This is a genomic window from Pseudomonas sp. SM4 (assembly GCF_051913165.1).
Lineage (GTDB): Bacteria > Pseudomonadota > Gammaproteobacteria > Pseudomonadales > Pseudomonadaceae > Aquipseudomonas.
Genome location: NZ_JBODOE010000004.1, coordinates 81,614 through 99,833, shown reverse-complemented (window position 1 = coordinate 99,833; position 18,220 = coordinate 81,614). Strand labels below are relative to the sequence as shown.

Below are 18,220 nucleotides of genomic sequence, written 5' to 3'. Positions count from 1 at the left end.
CAGCGCTATACTCCCTGGCTAAATTACGAATTCGACTAATTACAAGGACTCGCCCATGAAAGCGTTCGGCAAAATCCTGGGTCTGGTACTTCTCGGGCTGTTGCTGATCATTGTGGCGGCAGGTTTTGCCCTGACCCACCTCTTCGATCCCAACGATTACAAAGACGAGATCCGCCAGATAGCCCGCGACAAGGCCCACATCGAGCTGACGCTCAATGGCGATATCGGCTGGAGCCTGTTCCCGTGGCTCGGCCTGGAATTGCACGAGGCCAGCGTCGCGACGCTGGTCAAACCGACCGAACCGTTTGCCGATTTGCAGATGCTCGGCCTTTCCGTGCGCGTGCTGCCGCTGCTGCGCCGCGAAGTGCAGATGAGCGACGTGCGCGTCGAAGGCCTGAACCTGCGCCTGAACCGCGACAAGGACGGCCATGGCAACTGGGAAGACATCGGCAAGGTGCCCGCTCCGGCCGGCACGACGCCGCCCGCCGCTACTGCGGGCCAACCGGCGAGCGAAACCACCGCCGCCGTGGAAAAACCGCCACAGCCAATCCGCCTCGACATCGACAGCCTGACCGTCAACAACGCCCGCGTTGAATACAACGATGAGAAGACCGGCAAGCAGTTCAGCGCTGAGAGCATTCAGTTGAGTACCGGCCCGGTGCACGATTCGACCAATATCCCGGTGAAAGCCACGGCGTTCCTCGGCACCAATCAGCCGGTGCTGCGCGTGCGCACCGAGCTCACTGGCGAGCTGCGCATCGAGCGCGCCCTGCAACGCTACAAGTTCGAGGACATGAAACTGTCCGGCGAACTGGCTGGCGACCCGCTGCAAGGCAAGACTATGACCTTCGCAGCCCAAGGGCAGTTGTTGCTGGATAAAGCGGCGAACGTCGCCGAATGGACCGGCATCAAGATCTCCGCCAACCAGTTGCGCGCTTTGGGTGAACTGAAAGCCAACGACCTCGACAAAACCCCGCAGATCAGCGGCGGCCTCTCCATCGCCCAGTTCGATCTGGCGAAGTTCGTCGACAGCATCGGCCAGAAACTCCCGGCCATGGCCGAGGGCAGCCTGAGCAAAGTCGAACTGGTCAGCCGCGTGGCGGCCACGCCAACCAGCGTCGCTTTCGACAACATCAATCTGAAACTCGACGACAGTAGCTTCAGCGGCCGCATCGCCGTCGAAGACTTCGCCAAACAATCGCTGCGCGCCGTGCTCAAGGCTGACACGTTCAACGTCGACCGCTACCTGCCACCGAAATCGGAAAAAGCCACGAACGCTACGCAAGTACGCCAGGCCGAAGTGGCCAGCACCGAAGCCGATGCGATGGCCGGCGCCGGCTCCACACCGCTGCCGGACAAGCCGAGCAAAACCGCCTGGAGCACCGAGCGCCTGCTGCCGGTTGAACGCCTGGCCAAACTTGACGTCGATGCCGACCTGACCTTCGGCCAGTTGACCCTCGACAAACTGCCGATTCAGAACGCCGCACTGAAAGCCACCGGCCAAGGCGGCTTGCTGACCCTGACCAACCTGAGCGGTGAGCTGTACAACGGCGGTTTCGAGGCCAAAGGCACCCTCGACGTGCGCCCAAGCGCACCGGTGCTGAATTTGCAGACCAGGCTCAACCGCGTGCCTGCGGAAAAAATCCTCGAAAGCCAAGGCAAAAACCCGCCGGTCAAAGGCCTGGTGACCCTCACCAGCAACGTGACCAGCAGCGGCAATAGCCAGCAAGCGCTGATCGACACCCTCAACGGCAACGCCAGTTTTGTGATCAACAACGGCGTGCTGCTCAACGCCAACCTTGAACAGCAACTGTGCAAAGGCATCGCCACGCTCAACCGCAAAACCCTCAGCGGCGAGCCACGCGGCAAAGACACGCCATTCCAGGAGCTGAAAGGCAACCTGACCTTCCGCAACGGCATCGCCAGCAACCCGGACCTGAAAGTGCGCATCCCTGGCATGACCGTCAACGGTGACGGCGACATCGACCTGCGCGTGCTCGGCATGGACTATCGCGTCGGCATCATCGTCGAAGGCGACACCAGCGCCATGCCGGATCCGGCCTGCCAGGTCGGCGATAAGTTCGTCGGCATCGAGTGGCCACTGCGCTGCCGTGGCCCGCTGGAACTCGGCGCCAAGGCCTGCCGTATCGACAATGATCGCCTCGGCCAGGTCGCCACCAAAATGGCGGGCAACAAGCTCAGCGAGAAGATCGACGAGAAACTCGGCGACAAGGTCAGCCCGGAATTGAAAAACGCATTGAAGGGGCTGTTCAAGCGATGAGAGCGGAGCAGTTTTCCACGGCGGTGCTGGAGTGGTTCGACCGCCACGGCCGCCATGATCTGCCTTGGCAACAGGACATCAATCCGTATCGGGTATGGGTGTCGGAGATCATGTTGCAGCAGACCCAGGTCAGCACCGTGCTGAATTACTTCGACCGCTTCATGGCCGCGCTGCCGACGGTCGAAGCGCTGGCCGCAGCGCCAGAAGACGAAGTGCTGCACCTGTGGACGGGGCTGGGTTACTACACCCGCGCGCGCAATTTGCAGAAGACCGCGAAGATCGTCGTCAGTCAGTACGGTGGCGAGTTTCCGCGTGACGTTGAAAAGCTTACCGATCTGCCGGGCATCGGCCTGTCCACTGCTGGCGCCATTGCGAGCATCAGCATGGGTCTGCGCGCGCCGATCCTCGACGGCAACGTCAAACGCGTGCTGGCGCGCTTTACTGCGCAAGAGGGCTACCCCGGCGAGCCGAAGGTCGCCAAACAGCTCTGGGCCAACGCTGAGCGCTTTACGCCACACGATCGGGTCAACGCCTACACCCAGGCGATGATGGATCTCGGCGCCACACTCTGCACGCGCAGCAAGCCGAGTTGCCTGCTGTGTCCGCTGGAGCGCGGTTGCGAAGCGCACATGCTCGGCCTCGAAACCCGCTACCCGATCCCCAAGCCGCGTAAAGCCATCCCGCAGAAGCGCACGCTGATGCCGATGCTTGCCAACGGCGACGGCGCGATTCTGCTTTACCGTCGCCCCTCGAGCGGTTTGTGGGGCGGTTTGTGGAGCCTGCCGGAACTCGACGACCTCGACGACCTGCAGCACCTCGCCGATCAGCACGCGCTGACCATGGGCGAGCAGCAGGCACTGCCGAGCCTTGTCCATACATTCAGCCATTTCCAGCTGTCCATCGAACCCTGGCTGGTCCAGGTGCAGGAGGCCGCCCATCACGTGGCCGAGGCCGACTGGCTCTGGTATAACCTCGCCACCCCGCCGCGCCTGGGCCTCGCCGCCCCGGTCAAAACCTTGCTCGAACGCGCGGCCGCCGTCTTGAATGCAGGAGAGTCGCCATGACCCGCACCGTAATGTGCCGTAAATACAAAGAACAACTGCCCGCCCTGGAACGCGCCCCTTTCCCGGGCGCCAAAGGTCAGGATATTTTTGACCACGTCTCGGCCAAGGCCTGGGCCGACTGGCAGAAACACCAGACCCTGCTGATCAACGAAAAGCGTTTGAACATGATGAACGCCGAAGACCGCAAATATCTTCAGGGCGAAATGGACAAGTACTTCTCCGGCGAGGAATACGCTCAAGCCGAAGGCTACGTTCCACCTGCAGAGTAAACCCCGGAAATCGGGGGTCGGATCGTAAGCGACGGAATTAATTTAAGAAATTTTAAAAAAGTCGTTGACGTAAATCCGAAAAACCCTTTTAATGCGCCCCGTTGCCCAGATAGCTCAGTCGGTAGAGCAGGGGATTGAAAATCCCCGTGTCGGCGGTTCGATTCCGTCTCTGGGCACCAAATACCGAAAACCCTGAATCGCAAGATTCAGGGTTTTTTTATGCCTGCGATTTGATAAACACTGAATCCGCGCTACTTTGCCCGCCCCTTACGGAAGAGGGTCATCAAGCTGATGAACCAGAAACGAACCCGCGTGCCCCTGCCCCATCCGCCGCCGTATCGCCCGAGCCGCACGACTTACTGGCTGACGATCCTCGCTGCCCTGCTGATTGTTTTCGGCATCGGTGCATCAATCTGGATGCTGGTCGACAGCTGGCTCACAGGCTCCATCACCACCAACAATCGCGGCCCGCGCAGCACCTACACCTTGGCCCTGCAACCGCGGCGATTCTGGGTTGAGTTTGTGTCGCAAAGCATCGGCACGGTGTTTCTGCTGGCGTTTTCTGTGTTCGGCTTGTGGGTCTACCGCAAAGTGCAAGAGCCCGTGCACACACCGAAAAGCAAACGCCGCACAAAGAAAACCTAAAGTGTATTGATGTAGTCGACAGGCAGCAGAACCGTGTCCAGCGCGGCGTCTACTGGCAGGGATACAACGGTGATGATCGGACAGACAATCATCATGTAACAGATCACGGCCGCCGGCATGCCACTGCTGCCGCCTCCGCGCACACCCAGCAGGTGCAGGTTGCCATCAACCCCTCGGTAATACTGAGCATCGGACAAACCGTCATTCAAACGGCCGATGAACGTTCCGCAACCCACCAACTGCAACACCAGGCCTGCTACACAGCCAACACGCAAAATCCCTTTCAAACCGGCGCTTCCTTACATCACAAAACAAGAGGCGCGGGATTGTACCGGCGCCTCAACCTGACAAACACCCATCGCTATCCAGCATCATTCCAGTGAAACACCAGATTGCGCGCAGTGCCGCTGCCAACGTCTGTGACATCGTGCCGTGTTTCGCCGTTACGAGTGGCCACCACCGTGTACTTGCCGGGCGGCAATTTCACGTACAGCAGCGGCCCCGTCTGGCTGAGGGTCAGTACGGTTTGCCCCGGCGACTGTTCAATCGTCACATCGACATCTGCGGTGTACTCATCCTGCGGCCCCACTGCGAACGTCATGTGCAGGTTGTAACCGGTGGCTTGTTGAATGGCCCTCGCCTCATCCTCACCGACCCCTCCGGCCAAATAGCTGATGCCATTCTGTGTTGCTGCTGAACTTGCACCCCGGCACTGTCGATGGGCTCAAGACTGGCTGCCTGCAACATCACCGGAAACAACAATGCAATCACAGCGGCGACGGGCAGCATGAAGGTTAGAACGCGTTTCATGATGACGACTCCCGGGCTCTGGCAGAGCCCAACCGTTACTCCTTTTAGATTTTGCCGGCGAGAGTGGGTTTCAGATTGATTGGCACTTGGCGGGTGTACGAAATGGACTACAGACCTTTGCCCGTTAAAGCCGTTTGACTCGGCAATGTCCTGCAACACCCACCGCCTCTTCCTGCGGATTTCGTCGCCTCTCCCGACATACCGCAACGGCAACTCTTGGCATGCTTTTGCCTCTGTTCCCAATAACGCGGAAGACCGATGAGCCAGCTAAAACCTGCTGACACGCAAGACCCGAAAATCGATTCATTGCCGGGAGAGCTGGGCGAGTTGATTCGTCAGGCGCGGCAAAAAGTGCTGCGAGCGGTTGATACGATCCAAGTGCAGACCTGCTGGCAGATCGGCCGGCATATCGTCGAGTTTGAACAGCAAGGTGCCCAGCGTGCGGGCTATGGAAAGCAGTTGCTTGCCTTGCTGGCGAAGGATTTGACGGCGCAGTTTGGTAAAGGGTTTGATGATCGTAATCTGCGATACATGCGCAGCTTTTATCAGCTGTTTCCAATTTGGAACGCGGTGCGTTCCGAATTGAGCTGGACCCACTACCGTCGGCTGTTGGGAGTGAACAATGAAAAAGCGCGCCATTGGTACATGGACGAGTGCGCCAACCTGAACTGGTCAAGCCGCGCCCTCGATCGCCAGATCCTTACGCTGTACTACGAGCGACTCCTCATGAGTCGAGACAAAGCCGACGTGATCGAAGAAGCCACCACCAACATCGAGGCAATGAAGTGCAATCCGCGTGAATTCATTCGTGATCCGGTGATGCTCGAGTTTCTCGGGCTGCCGTCAGCGGGCAAGGTCAGGGAAAGCGGCCTGGAACAAGCCCTCATCGACCACCTGCAGGGCTTTCTGCTCGAACTGGGCAAAGGCTTTTCCTTCGTTGCTCGCCAGCAACGCATCAGCACCGACGGCGTCGATCTGTACATCGATCTGGTGTTCTACAACTACCTGCTCAAATGCTTTGTGATCATCGACCTTAAACGCGGCAAGCTCAGCGCCCGCGATGTCGGGCAGATGGACATGTATGTGCGCATGTACGACGAGCTCATGCGCAGCGAGGGCGACAAGCCGACAGTCGGGATCATCCTCTCTGCCGAGAGCAACGATTCGGTGGCGCGCTACTCAATGCTCAAGGGCAATGAGCAATTGTTCGCCAGCAGTTACAAGACGATCCTGCCGAGTGAAGAGGAGCTGCGCGCAGAACTCAATCGCGAACAGGCCTTGATCGAGGAACGCATGCTTACTGAATCCACTGAATAAACCTGCGGATTGTTACTGGGCGGCGCGCAGACTATCGTTGGCAGCTTACCCGCCCAGGTCGATTGTCATGAGCTGTCAGGACATGCCCGCAATGCAGGACACGCAGTCAAAGTCGCCGACTTTGGCTGCGACGCAAGGTGAGCCTTTCAAGGAAGCGGCTGCCGACGGCTTTGTTTTGGGTGGTTTCACTCGGTGCCATTCCCTGCCCGACGCCGAGCGCCCTGTCGTCATCATCAACGCGGCTACGTCTGTGCGCTGTCGTCATTACTCGCGCTTCGCGGCTTATCTGTTCGCCCATGGTTTCGACGTGATGACCTACGACTACCGTGGCATCGGCGAATCGCGACATGCTTCGATCAAAGGCTTGAACGCTTCATGGACAGATTGGGGCGCGCTGGATTTCGAAGCGATGCTCAAGCGTGCGCAACGCGAGTTTCCCGGCCAGCCCATTGATGTGGTCGGGCACAGTTTTGGCGGATGCGCGGCGGGTTTGTCCGAATCAGGGCGAGCTATCCGACGGTTGGTCACCGTCGGCGCACAGTTCGCCTACTGGCGAGATTACGCACCCGAGCAGCGCTGGCGCATGTTCGGCAAATGGCATGTCGTGATGCCGCTGATAACGCTGTTCTGCGGCTACTTCCCTGGCAAACGCCTCGGCTGGCTGGAAGACACGCCAACGGGCGTCGTGCGCGACTGGAGCACGCCTGCCGCGCGTTTCGAAGGACGCCCAAGCGGTCGCGCATTGATGGAAAAAAGCGGCGCCCTGCCCTTCGCCAATGTCCGCGCCCAAACTCTGGCCATCAGCATCAGCGACGATCCCTACGGCACAATTGCGGCCATCGAACGCCTGCTCGGCTACTTCAGCAACGCGGCAAAAACCCACCTGCGCATCGAGCCGCAGGACATCGGCGAGCAACAAGTCGGACATTTCGCCTTTTTTCGCAGCGCATACCAAGCCACACTATGGCCCATCGCTCTGACCTGGCTGCAAACCGGCGCACTGGCCCCCGACACACCCGGGCGGCAAGTCCCGCGCAGCTGAGCCCTCTCAACGCACGACGGAACACATCATGGCCTCCGCCAACAAGCAGCAAAAACGCGCCACCCGGGCCAAAGCCAAGGCCAAGCAGAACCGCACCAAACGCGCTGAAGCGCCGGTCGAGCTGGACCCGAACGACGATCGAATCGACTTCGAGTCGGTGGATCTGACCGAGCTGTTCAAGAAAATGATCGACGCCGAGAAGATCAGCCAGCAGGCCCTGTGCACCGCGTTCCTCGAAGACCCGCTGCTGGAGCTGGTTTACGAGCAGGAAGGCGAAGAAGGCGCGATGGATTTCATCCTCGCCGCACTGATCGAGTATCGCCAGTGGTCGCAGGAAACCGACGAGGCAGGCGCCTTGGCATGGATCGAATCCCCGGCCTTCCAGGCCGACTATGTGGCGGCGTCCGACGCGATCGCCGCGCAAACCCAACAGAAGAACTGAGTTCCCATGGCATCCCTGAACAAGCAACAGAAACGCGCCAAACGCGCCAAGGCCAAAGCCAAGCAAATCCGTATGGTCGGCCGCAAGCCGCTGGAGCAGGACGAAGACCTCGACCACCTCGCCGAGCCGGTGCCGGAATACGTCCTGGCGATGTTCAGCAAAATGCGCGACGCCGAAGCCATCAGCCGCAACGAAATGCTTCTGACGCTGCTGCGCGAACTGGCGTTCGTCATCGTTGACCATCCAGAGCTGCTGGACATGGAAAACGCCGATAACGAAGGCATGGCCGCCACCCACCTGGCCGCCGACATGCTGATCGACTACCGCATGTGGGCCGAAGGCGTAACGATCGAAGAAGCCCAGGCCTGGTTGAGCGAACCACAGTTCATCACCGATTTCGGGATTGCGCTGGATGCTTATGGCAAGTCGGTGGAAGCACAGGAAGACAAGAGCGAATAAACATCGCTCACAAATAAAAACGGCCGCTAGTCATCACTGACAGCGGCCGTTTTGCATTACGTGTTACGGATCAGTTCAACACCACCGCGCCACGTTTTTCCAGCTTGCGACGGCGTGCCACCAGCAGACCGGCGGCCACCACCATCAGACTCAGCAAACCAGTCGCGAGGATTTCCACGCGATGCGCTTCCTGGAACAACATGATGGTCAGGGCCGCGACGATGAAGATGATCACCGCGTAGGTCAGGCCCGGGAACAGCCACATGCTGAATTCGATTTTCTCGCCGCGCGCCACGCGTTGTTTGCGCATGCGCAATTGCGAGAAGGCGATTACCAGGTAAACCAGCAGGGCGATGGCGCCGGAGCTGGCCAGCAGGAATTCAAACACGGCGGCCGGGGCCACGTAGTTGGCGAATGTGCAGAGGAACGCTGCGCCAGTCGACAGCATCACCGCCCAGTAAGGCGTGCCGCTTTTGTTGGTGCGGGTCGACATGGCCGGGGCATCGCCACGCTTGCCGAGGGAGAAGAGCATGCGCGACGAGGTGTACAGCGCCGAGTTCAGGCAGCTGGTCACTGCGACCAGAACGACGATGTCGACGATCATTTTCGCGTTAGGAATGCCCATGCGCTCAAGCACGGTCTGGTAGGAACCGAGGTTGGCCAGCGTAGGATCGTTCCAAGGCACCAGCGCTACAACGATGAAGATCGATACAAGGTAGAACAAGCCGATCCGCCAGATCACCGAGTTGGTGGCCTTGGAGATTTGCTTGCCCGGGTTTTTCGATTCCGCGGCCGCGATGGTCACGATTTCGGTACCCATGAAGGAGAACATGGTGGTCAGGATTGCACCCAGTACCGCGCCCATGCCGTTTGGCAGGAAGCCGCCGCTGTCGAACAGGTGCGACACACCGCTGACCTGGCTGTTCGGCAGGTAGCCGAAGATCGCTGCAAGACCGAGGGCGATGAAGCCGATGATCGCCAGCACTTTGATCAGGGCAAACCAGAATTCGAACTCGCCGTAATTCTTCACGCTGAACAGGTTGGTGACGGTCAGCAACATGGTGATGATCAGCGCGAAAGCCCAGATGCCTACGCCCGGGAACCATGCGTGGAGGATGGTCGCGGCGGCGTTGGCTTCCAGCGGAATCACCAATACCCAGAACCACCAGTACAGCCAGCCGATGGTGAAACCGGCCCAGTGTCCGATGGCACGGTCGGCGTACGTCGAGAACGAACCGGTGTCCGGCGAGGCAACAGCCATTTCGCCGAGCATGCGCATCACCAACACCACCAGGGTACCGGCGGCGGCATAAGCCAGCAGCACAGCAGGGCCGGCAGCAGCGATGGCGTGGCCGGAGCCAACGAACAGACCGGCGCCGATCACACCGGCGATCGACAACATGGTCACATGACGCGGTTTGAGCCCCTGTTCGAGGCCATTGGAGCTTGGGGTACTGCTCATCGAAACTACCTTTGCGAGGAAAGCGATTCAGTCCGTCCTGTCTGGCGTGTTCTTTCTCGTAAAAAGAAACCAACAGGGCGTTCCGGATTCTGCACGCAATAAATGCGCCAAAATGTTTCAAAGTCTTCTGGATCGCGGCTTTGCGTGCGACCGGACATTCATCGCAACTCATTGAGATTAATGGCTATTCGCCAGAACGTTACCCTGCGACTCACTTTCAAGACGAATCAGCGCACCAGAAACACACTGAAAAAGTGTGGGATGCACAATAAAAGGGCGAATCAGGAACGTTCGGCCGGATAGCGCTTCCAACACCCCGCCAAAGCTGGCAACATCGCGCCTTTTTTTACGCGACACCCGCGGGTTTGCACGATCAAACACCCGTTCGGTTGTTGATGGGGCGACAGTCTGCTGTGCCGATGCGACAACCTGCCACACGCCACCCGTTAACCGCTCGCAGCGCTGTTGGCTGCCATTGAAACGCTATGCTAGCTTGGCCGCCTCGCCAGGAAGGCCATCCAACAGCTGGAGCGCAACATATATGAGGAACGCACATGGCTGAGGCCACGCCCGCGCTTGAAATCCGCAACTTGCACAAACGCTACGGAAAGCTTGAGGTGCTCAAAGGCATCTCGCTGACCGCCCGCGACGGCGATGTGATCTCGATCCTCGGTTCTTCCGGTTCCGGCAAGTCCACGTTCCTGCGGTGCATTAACCTGCTGGAGAACCCGCACCAGGGCCAGATTCTGGTGGCCGGTGAAGAACTCAAGCTGAAACCGGCGAAGAATGGCGAACTGGTTGCCGCTGACGGCAAGCAGATCAATCGCATGCGCTCCGAGATTGGTTTTGTGTTTCAAAACTTTAATCTGTGGCCGCACATGAGCATCCTCGACAACATCATCGAGGCGCCGCGTCGCGTGCTCGGCCAGAGCAAGGCCGAGGCGATCGAAGTCGCCGAAGCGCTGCTGGCCAAGGTCGGCATCGCCGACAAGCGCCACGCCTACCCGGCGCAATTGTCCGGTGGTCAGCAGCAACGTGCAGCGATTGCCCGCACGCTGGCGATGCAACCGAAGGTGATCCTGTTCGACGAACCCACCTCGGCGCTTGACCCGGAAATGGTTCAGGAAGTACTTAGTGTTATCCGCGCATTGGCCGAAGAAGGCCGCACCATGCTGCTCGTGACCCACGAAATGGGCTTCGCCCGTCAGGTCTCCAGCGAAGTGGTGTTCCTTCACCAAGGTCTAATAGAAGAGCAAGGATCGCCTCAGCAGGTGTTCGAAAACCCGCTTTCGGCGCGCTGCAAACAATTCATGTCCAGCAACCGCTAACGGAGCAACATGCATGCAGAATTTCAAGAAGGTCTTCCTGGCCGCCGCTGTCACCCTCGCGTTCAGCGCCGGTGCCATGGCTGAAACCCTGAAGATGGGCATCGAAGCGGCTTACCCGCCATTCAACAACAAAGACGCCAGCGGCAACGTGGTCGGCTTCGACAAAGACATCGGCGACGCCCTGTGCGCGAAGATGAAAGTCGAGTGCACCGTAGTCACTTCCGATTGGGACGGCATCATCCCGGCACTGAACGCGAAGAAGTTCGACTTCCTGATCTCCTCGCTGTCGATCACCGACGAGCGCAAAGGCGCGGTCGACTTCACCGACCCGTACTACTCGAACAAGCTGCAGTTCATCGCCCCGAAAAACGTCGACTTCAAAACCGACAAGGACTCGCTGAAAGGCAAGACCATCGGTACTCAGCGCGCCACTCTGGCCGGTACCTGGCTGGAAGACACCTACGCCGATGACATCAAAGTCAGCCTCTACGACACCCAGGAAAACGCCTACCTCGACCTGACCTCCGGTCGTGTCGACGCGATCCTCGCCGACAAGTACGCCAACTATGACTGGCTGAAAAGCGACGCTGGCAAGAACTACGAGTTCAAAGGTGACCCGGTTGTAGAAAGCGACAAGATCGGCATCGCTGTGCGCAAAGGCGATCCACTGCGTGAGAAGTTGAACGCTGCCCTGAAGGAAATCGTCGCCGACGGTACCTACAAGAAGATCAACGACAAGTACTTCCCGTTCAGCATCTACTGATCCTGACCTGTGGGACTGGCGCCGTGATTGCACGGCGCCGGCTCCCGACTTTGCCTGCCGCAATTTGAACAGAACTCCATGATTATCGACCTCTACGGATTCGGCCCGGCCCTCGCTGCCGGCGCGCTGATGACCGTCCAACTGGCCCTTACGGCCCTGTGCCTGGGATTGGTGCTCGGTCTGCTCGGCGCCTTGGCCAAGACTTCCCCGTACAAGCCGCTGCAATGGCTTGGCGGCACTTATTCGACCCTCGTGCGTGGCGTCCCGGAATTGCTCTGGGTGCTGTTGATCTACTTCGGTACGGTCAACCTGATGCGCGCCCTCGGTGAGTTCTTCGGCAACCCCGACCTGCAACTCAACGCCTTTGCCGCCGGTGTGATCGCTCTGGGCCTGTGCTTTGGCGCCTACGCCACGGAAGTGTTCCGTGGTGCGATCCTCGCCATTCCCAAAGGCCACCGTGAGGCCGGCCAGGCCCTGGGCCTGTCGAAATGGCGGATTTTCACCCGGCTGATCATGCCGCAAATGTGGCGTATCGCCCTGCCCGGCCTGGGCAATCTGTTCATGATCCTGATGAAAGACACCGCGCTGGTCTCGGTGATTGGCCTGGAAGAAATCATGCGTCACGCGCAAATCGGCGTGACCGTGTCGAAACAACCGTTCACCTTCTATATGGTCGCCGCGATCATGTACCTGGGCCTGACCGTGCTGGCGATGACCGGCATGCACTTCCTGGAAAAACGCGCCGCTCGCGGCTTTGCGAGGAGCGCTTAAATGAACTGGGAAGTCATCATCAAGTGGCTGCCGAAACTGGCGCAGGGCGCGACCCTGACCCTGGAGCTGGTAGCCATCGCGGTAATCGCTGGCCTGCTGCTGGCAATTCCGCTGGGCATCGCCCGCTCTTCGAAGCTGTGGTTCGTGCGCTCGCTGCCTTACGCCTACATCTTCTTTTTCCGTGGCACGCCATTGCTGGTTCAGCTGTTCCTGGTTTATTACGGCCTGGCGCAGTTCGACGCGGTACGTGAAAGCGCGTTGTGGCCGTACCTGCGCGATCCGTTCTGGTGTGCGACCGTGACCATGACCCTGCACACCGCGGCGTATATCGCCGAGATTCTGCGCGGGGCGATTCAGGCGATTCCGCCGGGCGAGATCGAAGCGGCGCGGGCCTTGGGCATGTCCAAGCCGAAAGCGATGTTCTACATCATCCTCCCGCGTGCCGCGCGTATCGGCCTGCCGGCCTACAGCAACGAAGTGATCCTGATGCTCAAGGCCAGTGCGCTGGCCAGTACCGTGACCTTGCTGGAACTGACCGGCATGGCGCGCACGATCATTGCCCGCACCTATCTGCCGGTGGAGATCTTTTTCGCGGCGGGCGTGTTCTATCTGCTGATGGCTTACGTGCTGGTCCGCGGCTTCAAGCTGCTGGAGCGCTGGCTGCGCGTCGATGCCTGCCAAGGGCGTTGATTCTTCCTACGTGCTGACGGGCGAGGACTTACTCGCCCGCTTCACGGCGCTGGATGCTTTTTTGATTGAACATCAGGCGCTGTGGAAACCTCGACCGTTCACTCACCTTTCGCTTGATTGGGAAGCGTCCTACCCGGAGTTGTCCTCGTGGCTACGCGGACGGTCGCTGGAAGACGCGGAAAACGCTCACAACCAACCTGCTGATCTTGTTGATGCGCCGGAGCCGTTTGCTTCACTGGCCGCGTTGTCGGCTGAGTTGAGCGCGGTGGGTGAGCTGCCGGGGCATACGCTGGACGCTGCGGGGCATCGGTTGAATGTCGATGTGCCGGGGCGCAAGTGGCAGCAGATCGAGGCGTTTGCCAGTCGTTTGTCCTTCGCTTCGCAGCCGACGCACTGGCTGGATTGGTGTTCGGGCAAGGGGCATTTGGGGCGGCGCTTGTTGGGCTCGGAGCAGCAACTGACTTGCGTTGAATACGATCCTCAATTGGTCGCGAGCGGACAGGCGTTGAGTCAGCGCCATCATCTGCACGCTTTGCATGTGCAGCAGGACGTACTGGCGGCGGACGCCTCTGCCGTATTGAGCGCGACTCAAACGCCCGTCGCACTCCACGCCTGCGGCGATCTGCACGTGCGCTTGATGCAACTGGCCAGCGCTGCCGGTTGCCGGCAAATGGCGATCGCGCCCTGCTGCTACAACCGCATCAGTCGCAGCGAGTATCAGCCATTGTCCCACGTCGGACTGGCATCGCTCCTACAGCTCTCACTGGAAGATCTGGCACTGCCGATGAGCGAAACCGTCACCGCTGGTGCACGCGTCCGACGTCAGCGCGACACCTCGATGGCCCGTCGCCTCGCTTTCGACCTGCTGCAACGGCAAGTGCGCGGCGTCGACGAGTATTTGCCCACGCCATCGTTGCCCAGCGCATGGCTGGATAAATCCTTTGACGATTACTGCCACGATCTGGCCGATCTCAAAGAGTTATCCACAGTTGGCACGCCAGATTGGGCAGCATTGGAATCAGCCGGTTGGCAACGATTGGCCGAAGTGCGCAATCTGGAATTGCTGCGCGGATTATTCCGACGACCGCTAGAGCTTTGGCTGAGCCTCGATCGGGCACTTTTCCTCGCCGAACAGGGATACGTCGTACGCCTCGGCACTTTCTGCGAATCAGCGCTGACGCCGCGCAATTTTCTATTGTTGGCCGAACGCGAATAAACCACCGCCAGCCTGTGGATAACTCTGTTGATGGATTTTGCTCGGATCCAATATCCACGCCTGTTTCGGCGCTGAAACAGCTCTGGTCATTTTTTGTTCACATAAAGAAAAAACCAATAAAACAGGCATTTGCGAACAAAATGAGAACGCGCCCACAAAGACTGGCCTAAGCGCGTATTCGGGCTACTCAGTTGTGCATAAGCCGCCAATCAAAACGACATAACCGCCGAAAATCAGCTTCGCCGAGCGAATAATTGCAGCGCCTTGTAACCCTCGCTATACGGTGGCGCGCACTCAAGCAGTTCGAACACGGTTTCTACATCGATGTCGGCGCCAATGACCCGAGCCACGACTCAGTCACCAAAGCCTTCTACGATCACGGCTGGCACGGCGTCAACGTCGAGCCGATGCAGGATTACTACGACGCGCTGTGCCAGCAACGCCCGCGCGATGCCACCGTGCAATGCGTCGCGCGACCAGCCTGGCGAAATGACCTTCTACGGCATCCCCGGCACCGGCCTCTCCACCGCAGACCCAGCCGTCGCCCAGCAACGCAAGGACCTAGGCATGAACGTGCGCAGCCTCACCGTCGAAGCCCGTACACTGACCTCCATCTGCGAACAATATGCTGCCGATCGGCCGATCCATTTCCTCAGAATCGACGTTGAAGGCCACGAAGAAACCGTCCTGCGCGGCATGGACTTCAGCCGCTTCCGCCCATGGATCATCGTCATCGAAACCCCATGGCTGCGCGATCACACTTGGGAACACCTGGCCACCAACGCCGGCTACCAATCGGTCCTGTTCGATGGCCTCAACACGTGGTTCCTGGCCGAAGAACACCTGAGCATCAAACCGGCCTTCGACCTCCCGCCGTGCAATCTCGACAATTTCCGGCTGTGCCAAGGCCACGCCCTCGCCCACCCACTGAGCCCCGGCGAACTCGACACCGCCCAACAACTCGCCACCGCCCTGCACCGCGCCGAACAGGCCGAAGCGCAGCTGTTCGCCCTACAAAACAGCCGGACTGTGAAGGCAGTGCAAACCCTGCGAAATGTACTAAGAAAGGCTTGATTTACAGAGATGCAAAAATAGTCTGAATTCAGGGGTTTACAGAAATTATCCAGTCGCTATAATCGTCGCCCACACGCCGGTATAGCTCAGTTGGTAGAGCAACTGACTTGTAATCAGTAGGTCCCGGGTTCGACTCCTGGTGCCGGCACCATACAAAACGAAGCCCCTGCAGAAATGCAGGGGCTTTGTTGTTTCTGGGGTGTTTATATTTTTGGCAGCGTTTCTGCTTCAGTAGAAATAGCGCCTCTCCTCCGCACACGTCGATCTAATCGCCAGACGCCCTTCTCCCACAAAACACGGCTTTTGCCCAAAACGCCCGAATTTCCGCTTTTATGCCAAATTATGAACTGGCAATAATTTTGGTGCGCCCATAAAAAAGCGTAATTGCATGAGCAGTGTTTCTCAGCTCACTGAACCGGCGGAGTCAATGGCAACGCGGTTTCCCAGTCCAGAGTGCTTGATGCCTCGACGCTTTGTTTCTCCGCCGCAGAGGGCAGCATCTGCGTTACGCGCGCGGCCTCACCGGCCTTCATCTGACGTACAGACTCCAGTAAGTCCTGCTGGAATTGCTCCAATTCAACGACCATCGCTGATCTCCTCGTTTTGTTGCTTAGAAAAGGTTAAGGACAAGTCGTCACCGACAAAACACATGCCGCGAAATCCTGAGAAATCTGCTGTAACGAGAAGCCAGGCAAAGCCATTACTGGCCACGATTGCGCGCCTGCTAATCCCCAAGCTACCGTCAAACCCGTCGCTGCCAATTCAGCGACCGGGCCTGATAACCCGCGTAAGATACAGGCGCACCAGCGCCCCAACTCACGTTTGCCGGCGCATTTTTTGTGTCTGCATTACCGTGCAATGGCGGCTGTGCGTGGGAGACCTTCGGGTCTGCCGGGTTCCTGTATCTCCGGTTTATCAGCCCGCGCATAGCTGCCACCCATTCGTCTGATAACGAATTGGCAGCTCTCATTTGATACAGGGAGTTCACAAATGAAAGCCATTGATCCGTCAGTAACCCCGGTCACTTCACGCCGCCCTTCTCGAACTGCAGGTGAAGCGAAATGACCCATTCTCAAGATCTGAAAACACTCGGCCTCACCCACTTTTCCTTTCAATCCAATCAAGCGATGTTCCGCACCAACCGTGGTGTGCCGGTAATCGCCGCCCTTTCCCACGCATCCCACTTGCTTCACATTTCACGACTGCTCACTGCGGACACTTCAATCTCGCGAGACCCTGATCTTCACGCTTATGCCTCGCAGTATCTGCAGGAGTTAAGCAAAGCGCTGATCGATGATGTGGTGAAAGTGATGGATGCGCCGTCGGACAAGCCGTTGATGTAAACACCGGTGTAAGGCCCTCGCTGATGCGAGGGCTTTTGCGTTTCAAACCTGACTGATTTCAAGCACAAACGAAATCTTCTGCTGAGTCGCACTCCACACATAGCGCAAATGCTTGCCCTGCTTTGGAATCGACACCGCAGGCGGCCGGAACGCGGCGATGCATTCATGGCCCGGCAGGCGAACGCTGTTGTAAAGCAGTCCCCACGACTCTGTTTCGCGTAGCTGCCGGGCGAATAGTTGAGACGGCCCATAAGCGTCCGGATCCGGATTGTGCAGCTCGGGGTGATCGTGACGAATATCGTGCAACGGTTTAACCACCCGATTGACGTAAGTCCGCATGGTCAACTCAAGATCAGCTTCTTGAGTCGCCGCAAGAAATCGCTCCTGGTGATAACAGGTCTCGGCGATCGCAGCAGCCTGACTGCTCGCGGCGTAGTAAACACCGAAGGTGCCGTCGCAGAAACGACTGCGTTTGCCGATGTGGGTGAACGCAGCCATCACCGGAGTAGAGCCGGGGCCAGAGAGTCGATCTTCGGGCCGCACTCGGGCGAGAACCCCGGCCTGCTCTATCAACCGATCATTGGTCAGCGCTTCAATTGCGTAGGCAACTTCCAGATCTTCGGGATCGAGCACGTCTTCGAACAACGCGATCGGCGGGAAGCTGCTGTTGACGATCCGATAGGCTCTCGGCCACGCCACATCAACCATCTCTGGCGCCTTCAACCGCGCACCCCATCGAGGTAACGACGCACATCGGCGATATCGACCACGCGTCCGGCGAGCATGTAATCCAGAGCCGTTCGCCCATTGAACGGTGCCGCCGTGTTCGGACTGCTGACCCACGTGTAGGCGCGTTCACGACTGTTGCTGAAAATGATGCTCAACGCCTTGTGAATGCCCATCAGATAAGAGATGCGCTCAAGGGTATCGTTAGGCAGACGTATGTTCGGCAGGTGTTTGTATTTATAGAACGTGGTGTTACCTACACCGCCCAGCAATGTGCGTTGCTGCTCAGCGCTGCAGCCCCAGCGCTCCATGAGGTTGAAGAAGAACTTCAGCGCAACGCGACCGGCTTCGGGGGAGTCGAGTTGTTCGCGTGGGGTGAGGGCTGGGGATGAGGTAGGCATGCTCGCCTCCCTTAATGAAAGGACATGTTTCAGCCTAGTACAGATACGGATACTTGTGATCTTTTAATCCAGATATGAAGCAAATTGTTCCGAGCGAAAAAATCCGAAAATCATCAG

18 protein-coding genes, 2 tRNA genes and 3 pseudogenes are annotated in these 18,220 nt (G+C 58.7%); 17 read left to right on the top strand and 6 right to left on the bottom strand.

The annotated features are described in order from the left end of the window. The first annotated feature begins 55 nt into the window (after positions 1-55). The 5 genes from ACQ4MY_RS08835 (at position 56) to ACQ4MY_RS08815 (ending at position 4,259) form a co-directional block, all read left to right on the top strand. Entirely contained in the window at positions 56-2,281 is a 2,226-nt protein-coding gene (locus ACQ4MY_RS08835) for an AsmA family protein (protein WP_440094819.1), read from the top strand. Further along, positions 2,278-3,345 (top strand): A/G-specific adenine glycosylase, encoded by a 1,068-nt coding sequence (gene mutY, locus ACQ4MY_RS08830; protein ID WP_008080550.1) that lies wholly within the window; start codon positions 2,278-2,280, stop codon positions 3,343-3,345. The genes ACQ4MY_RS08835 and mutY overlap by 4 nt, the downstream gene beginning before the upstream one ends. Continuing rightward, on the top strand, positions 3,342-3,614 hold the full coding sequence (locus tag ACQ4MY_RS08825) for an oxidative damage protection protein (protein ID WP_008080549.1): 273 nt from the start codon (positions 3,342-3,344) through the stop codon (positions 3,612-3,614). Before mutY ends, ACQ4MY_RS08825 begins: the two co-directional genes overlap by 4 nt. Positions 3,615-3,717: 103 nt before the next feature. After that, positions 3,718-3,793, top strand: a tRNA-Phe gene (locus ACQ4MY_RS08820). A 112-nt stretch (positions 3,794-3,905) separates the two neighbouring features. Then, a complete protein-coding gene (locus ACQ4MY_RS08815) occupies positions 3,906-4,259 on the top strand; it encodes a hypothetical protein (RefSeq protein WP_440094818.1) in 354 nt (117 codons plus the stop codon). Here ACQ4MY_RS08815 and ACQ4MY_RS08810 read toward each other — a convergent pair. After that, a complete protein-coding gene (locus ACQ4MY_RS08810) occupies positions 4,256-4,546 on the bottom strand; it encodes a YceK/YidQ family lipoprotein (RefSeq protein ID WP_158830477.1) in 291 nt (96 codons plus the stop codon). The two genes, ACQ4MY_RS08815 and ACQ4MY_RS08810, sit on opposite strands and share 4 nt — an antisense overlap. 74 nt (positions 4,547-4,620) lie before the next feature. Next, positions 4,621-5,069 (bottom strand): annotated as a pseudogene (locus ACQ4MY_RS08805) (carboxypeptidase regulatory-like domain-containing protein). 258 nt (positions 5,070-5,327) lie between these two features. Here ACQ4MY_RS08805 and ACQ4MY_RS08800 point away from each other — a divergent pair. From ACQ4MY_RS08800 to ACQ4MY_RS08785, 4 genes are all read left to right on the top strand, one after another. Continuing rightward, positions 5,328-6,386: a PDDEXK nuclease domain-containing protein gene (locus ACQ4MY_RS08800; RefSeq protein WP_158830479.1), complete on the top strand. Its 1,059-nt coding sequence runs from the start codon at positions 5,328-5,330 to the stop codon at positions 6,384-6,386. A 67-nt stretch (positions 6,387-6,453) separates the two neighbouring features. Further along, positions 6,454-7,428, top strand: coding sequence for an alpha/beta hydrolase family protein (locus tag ACQ4MY_RS08795; RefSeq protein WP_440094817.1), 975 nt, complete (start codon positions 6,454-6,456; stop codon positions 7,426-7,428). A 28-nt stretch (positions 7,429-7,456) separates the two neighbouring features. Next, positions 7,457-7,870: a hypothetical protein gene (locus tag ACQ4MY_RS08790; protein WP_008080543.1), complete on the top strand. Its 414-nt coding sequence runs from the start codon at positions 7,457-7,459 to the stop codon at positions 7,868-7,870. Positions 7,871-7,876: 6 nt separating this feature from the next. Beyond that, on the top strand, positions 7,877-8,329 hold the full coding sequence (locus ACQ4MY_RS08785; RefSeq protein WP_158830481.1) for a hypothetical protein: 453 nt from the start codon (positions 7,877-7,879) through the stop codon (positions 8,327-8,329). Positions 8,330-8,399: 70 nt separating this feature from the next. On the opposite strand, the gene gabP is transcribed toward ACQ4MY_RS08785, so the two are convergent. After that, complete coding sequence (gene gabP / locus ACQ4MY_RS08780; protein ID WP_008080541.1) at positions 8,400-9,791, bottom strand: GABA permease; 1,392 nt, start codon at positions 9,789-9,791, stop codon at positions 8,400-8,402. 554 nt (positions 9,792-10,345) lie between these two features. Here gabP and ACQ4MY_RS08775 point away from each other — a divergent pair. From ACQ4MY_RS08775 to ACQ4MY_RS08745, 7 genes and pseudogenes are all read left to right on the top strand, one after another. Beyond that, a complete protein-coding gene (locus ACQ4MY_RS08775; protein ID WP_201149401.1) occupies positions 10,346-11,119 on the top strand; it encodes an ABC transporter ATP-binding protein in 774 nt (257 codons plus the stop codon). A gap of 13 nt (positions 11,120-11,132) precedes the next feature. After that, a complete protein-coding gene (locus ACQ4MY_RS08770) occupies positions 11,133-11,882 on the top strand; it encodes an ABC transporter substrate-binding protein (protein WP_008080539.1) in 750 nt (249 codons plus the stop codon). Between the two features lie 78 nt (positions 11,883-11,960). Next, positions 11,961-12,653 (top strand): ABC transporter permease, encoded by a 693-nt coding sequence (locus ACQ4MY_RS08765; protein WP_007909165.1) that lies wholly within the window; start codon positions 11,961-11,963, stop codon positions 12,651-12,653. Further along, positions 12,654-13,343: an ABC transporter permease gene (locus tag ACQ4MY_RS08760; RefSeq protein WP_440094816.1), complete on the top strand. Its 690-nt coding sequence runs from the start codon at positions 12,654-12,656 to the stop codon at positions 13,341-13,343. Then, the gene (locus ACQ4MY_RS08755) at positions 13,324-14,559 is read left to right on the top strand and encodes a methyltransferase (RefSeq protein ID WP_440094815.1); all 1,236 of its coding nucleotides are present in this window, start codon (positions 13,324-13,326) and stop codon (positions 14,557-14,559) included. Before ACQ4MY_RS08760 ends, ACQ4MY_RS08755 begins: the two co-directional genes overlap by 20 nt. Before the next feature lie 254 nt (positions 14,560-14,813). Then, positions 14,814-15,633: pseudogene (locus ACQ4MY_RS08750) on the top strand (FkbM family methyltransferase). Between the two features lie 75 nt (positions 15,634-15,708). Further along, positions 15,709-15,784 (top strand) — tRNA-Thr (locus ACQ4MY_RS08745). Between the two features lie 331 nt (positions 15,785-16,115). On the opposite strand, the pseudogene ACQ4MY_RS08740 reads toward ACQ4MY_RS08745, so the two are convergent. Further along, a pseudogene (locus ACQ4MY_RS08740) lies at positions 16,116-16,220 on the bottom strand (helix-turn-helix domain-containing protein); the annotation flags it as partial. A 474-nt stretch (positions 16,221-16,694) separates the two neighbouring features. Here ACQ4MY_RS08740 and ACQ4MY_RS08735 point away from each other — a divergent pair. Next, positions 16,695-16,976, top strand: coding sequence for a DUF3077 domain-containing protein (locus tag ACQ4MY_RS08735; protein WP_053116564.1), 282 nt, complete (start codon positions 16,695-16,697; stop codon positions 16,974-16,976). A 42-nt stretch (positions 16,977-17,018) separates the two neighbouring features. On the opposite strand, the gene ACQ4MY_RS08730 is transcribed toward ACQ4MY_RS08735, so the two are convergent. Together ACQ4MY_RS08730 and ACQ4MY_RS08725 are read right to left on the bottom strand one after the other, a co-directional pair. Then, positions 17,019-17,684, bottom strand: a complete 666-nt coding sequence (locus ACQ4MY_RS08730) for an RES family NAD+ phosphorylase (RefSeq protein ID WP_008080522.1) — start codon at positions 17,682-17,684, stop codon at positions 17,019-17,021. An 11-nt stretch (positions 17,685-17,695) separates the two neighbouring features. Then, on the bottom strand, positions 17,696-18,103 hold the full coding sequence (locus ACQ4MY_RS08725) for an MbcA/ParS/Xre antitoxin family protein (RefSeq protein ID WP_440094814.1): 408 nt from the start codon (positions 18,101-18,103) through the stop codon (positions 17,696-17,698). Between the last annotated feature and the right edge of the window lie 117 nt (positions 18,104-18,220).

Coding starts and splice junctions, on each gene's coding strand:
- ACQ4MY_RS08835 (WP_440094819.1), top strand. CDS start 56: ATGAAAGCGTTCGGCAAAATCCTGGGTCTGGTACTTCTCGGGCTGTTG.
- mutY (WP_008080550.1), top strand. CDS start 2,278: ATGAGAGCGGAGCAGTTTTCCACGGCGGTGCTGGAGTGGTTCGACCGC.
- ACQ4MY_RS08825 (WP_008080549.1), top strand. CDS start 3,342: ATGACCCGCACCGTAATGTGCCGTAAATACAAAGAACAACTGCCCGCC.
- ACQ4MY_RS08815 (WP_440094818.1), top strand. CDS start 3,906: ATGAACCAGAAACGAACCCGCGTGCCCCTGCCCCATCCGCCGCCGTAT.
- ACQ4MY_RS08800 (WP_158830479.1), top strand. CDS start 5,328: ATGAGCCAGCTAAAACCTGCTGACACGCAAGACCCGAAAATCGATTCA.
- ACQ4MY_RS08795 (WP_440094817.1), top strand. CDS start 6,454: ATGAGCTGTCAGGACATGCCCGCAATGCAGGACACGCAGTCAAAGTCG.
- ACQ4MY_RS08790 (WP_008080543.1), top strand. CDS start 7,457: ATGGCCTCCGCCAACAAGCAGCAAAAACGCGCCACCCGGGCCAAAGCC.
- ACQ4MY_RS08785 (WP_158830481.1), top strand. CDS start 7,877: ATGGCATCCCTGAACAAGCAACAGAAACGCGCCAAACGCGCCAAGGCC.
- gabP (WP_008080541.1), bottom strand. CDS start 9,791: ATGAGCAGTACCCCAAGCTCCAATGGCCTCGAACAGGGGCTCAAACCG.
- ACQ4MY_RS08775 (WP_201149401.1), top strand. CDS start 10,346: ATGGCTGAGGCCACGCCCGCGCTTGAAATCCGCAACTTGCACAAACGC.
- ACQ4MY_RS08770 (WP_008080539.1), top strand. CDS start 11,133: ATGCAGAATTTCAAGAAGGTCTTCCTGGCCGCCGCTGTCACCCTCGCG.
- ACQ4MY_RS08765 (WP_007909165.1), top strand. CDS start 11,961: ATGATTATCGACCTCTACGGATTCGGCCCGGCCCTCGCTGCCGGCGCG.
- ACQ4MY_RS08760 (WP_440094816.1), top strand. CDS start 12,654: ATGAACTGGGAAGTCATCATCAAGTGGCTGCCGAAACTGGCGCAGGGC.
- ACQ4MY_RS08755 (WP_440094815.1), top strand. CDS start 13,324: ATGCCTGCCAAGGGCGTTGATTCTTCCTACGTGCTGACGGGCGAGGAC.
- ACQ4MY_RS08735 (WP_053116564.1), top strand. CDS start 16,695: ATGACCCATTCTCAAGATCTGAAAACACTCGGCCTCACCCACTTTTCC.
- ACQ4MY_RS08730 (WP_008080522.1), bottom strand. CDS start 17,684: ATGGTTGATGTGGCGTGGCCGAGAGCCTATCGGATCGTCAACAGCAGC.
- ACQ4MY_RS08725 (WP_440094814.1), bottom strand. CDS start 18,103: ATGCCTACCTCATCCCCAGCCCTCACCCCACGCGAACAACTCGACTCC.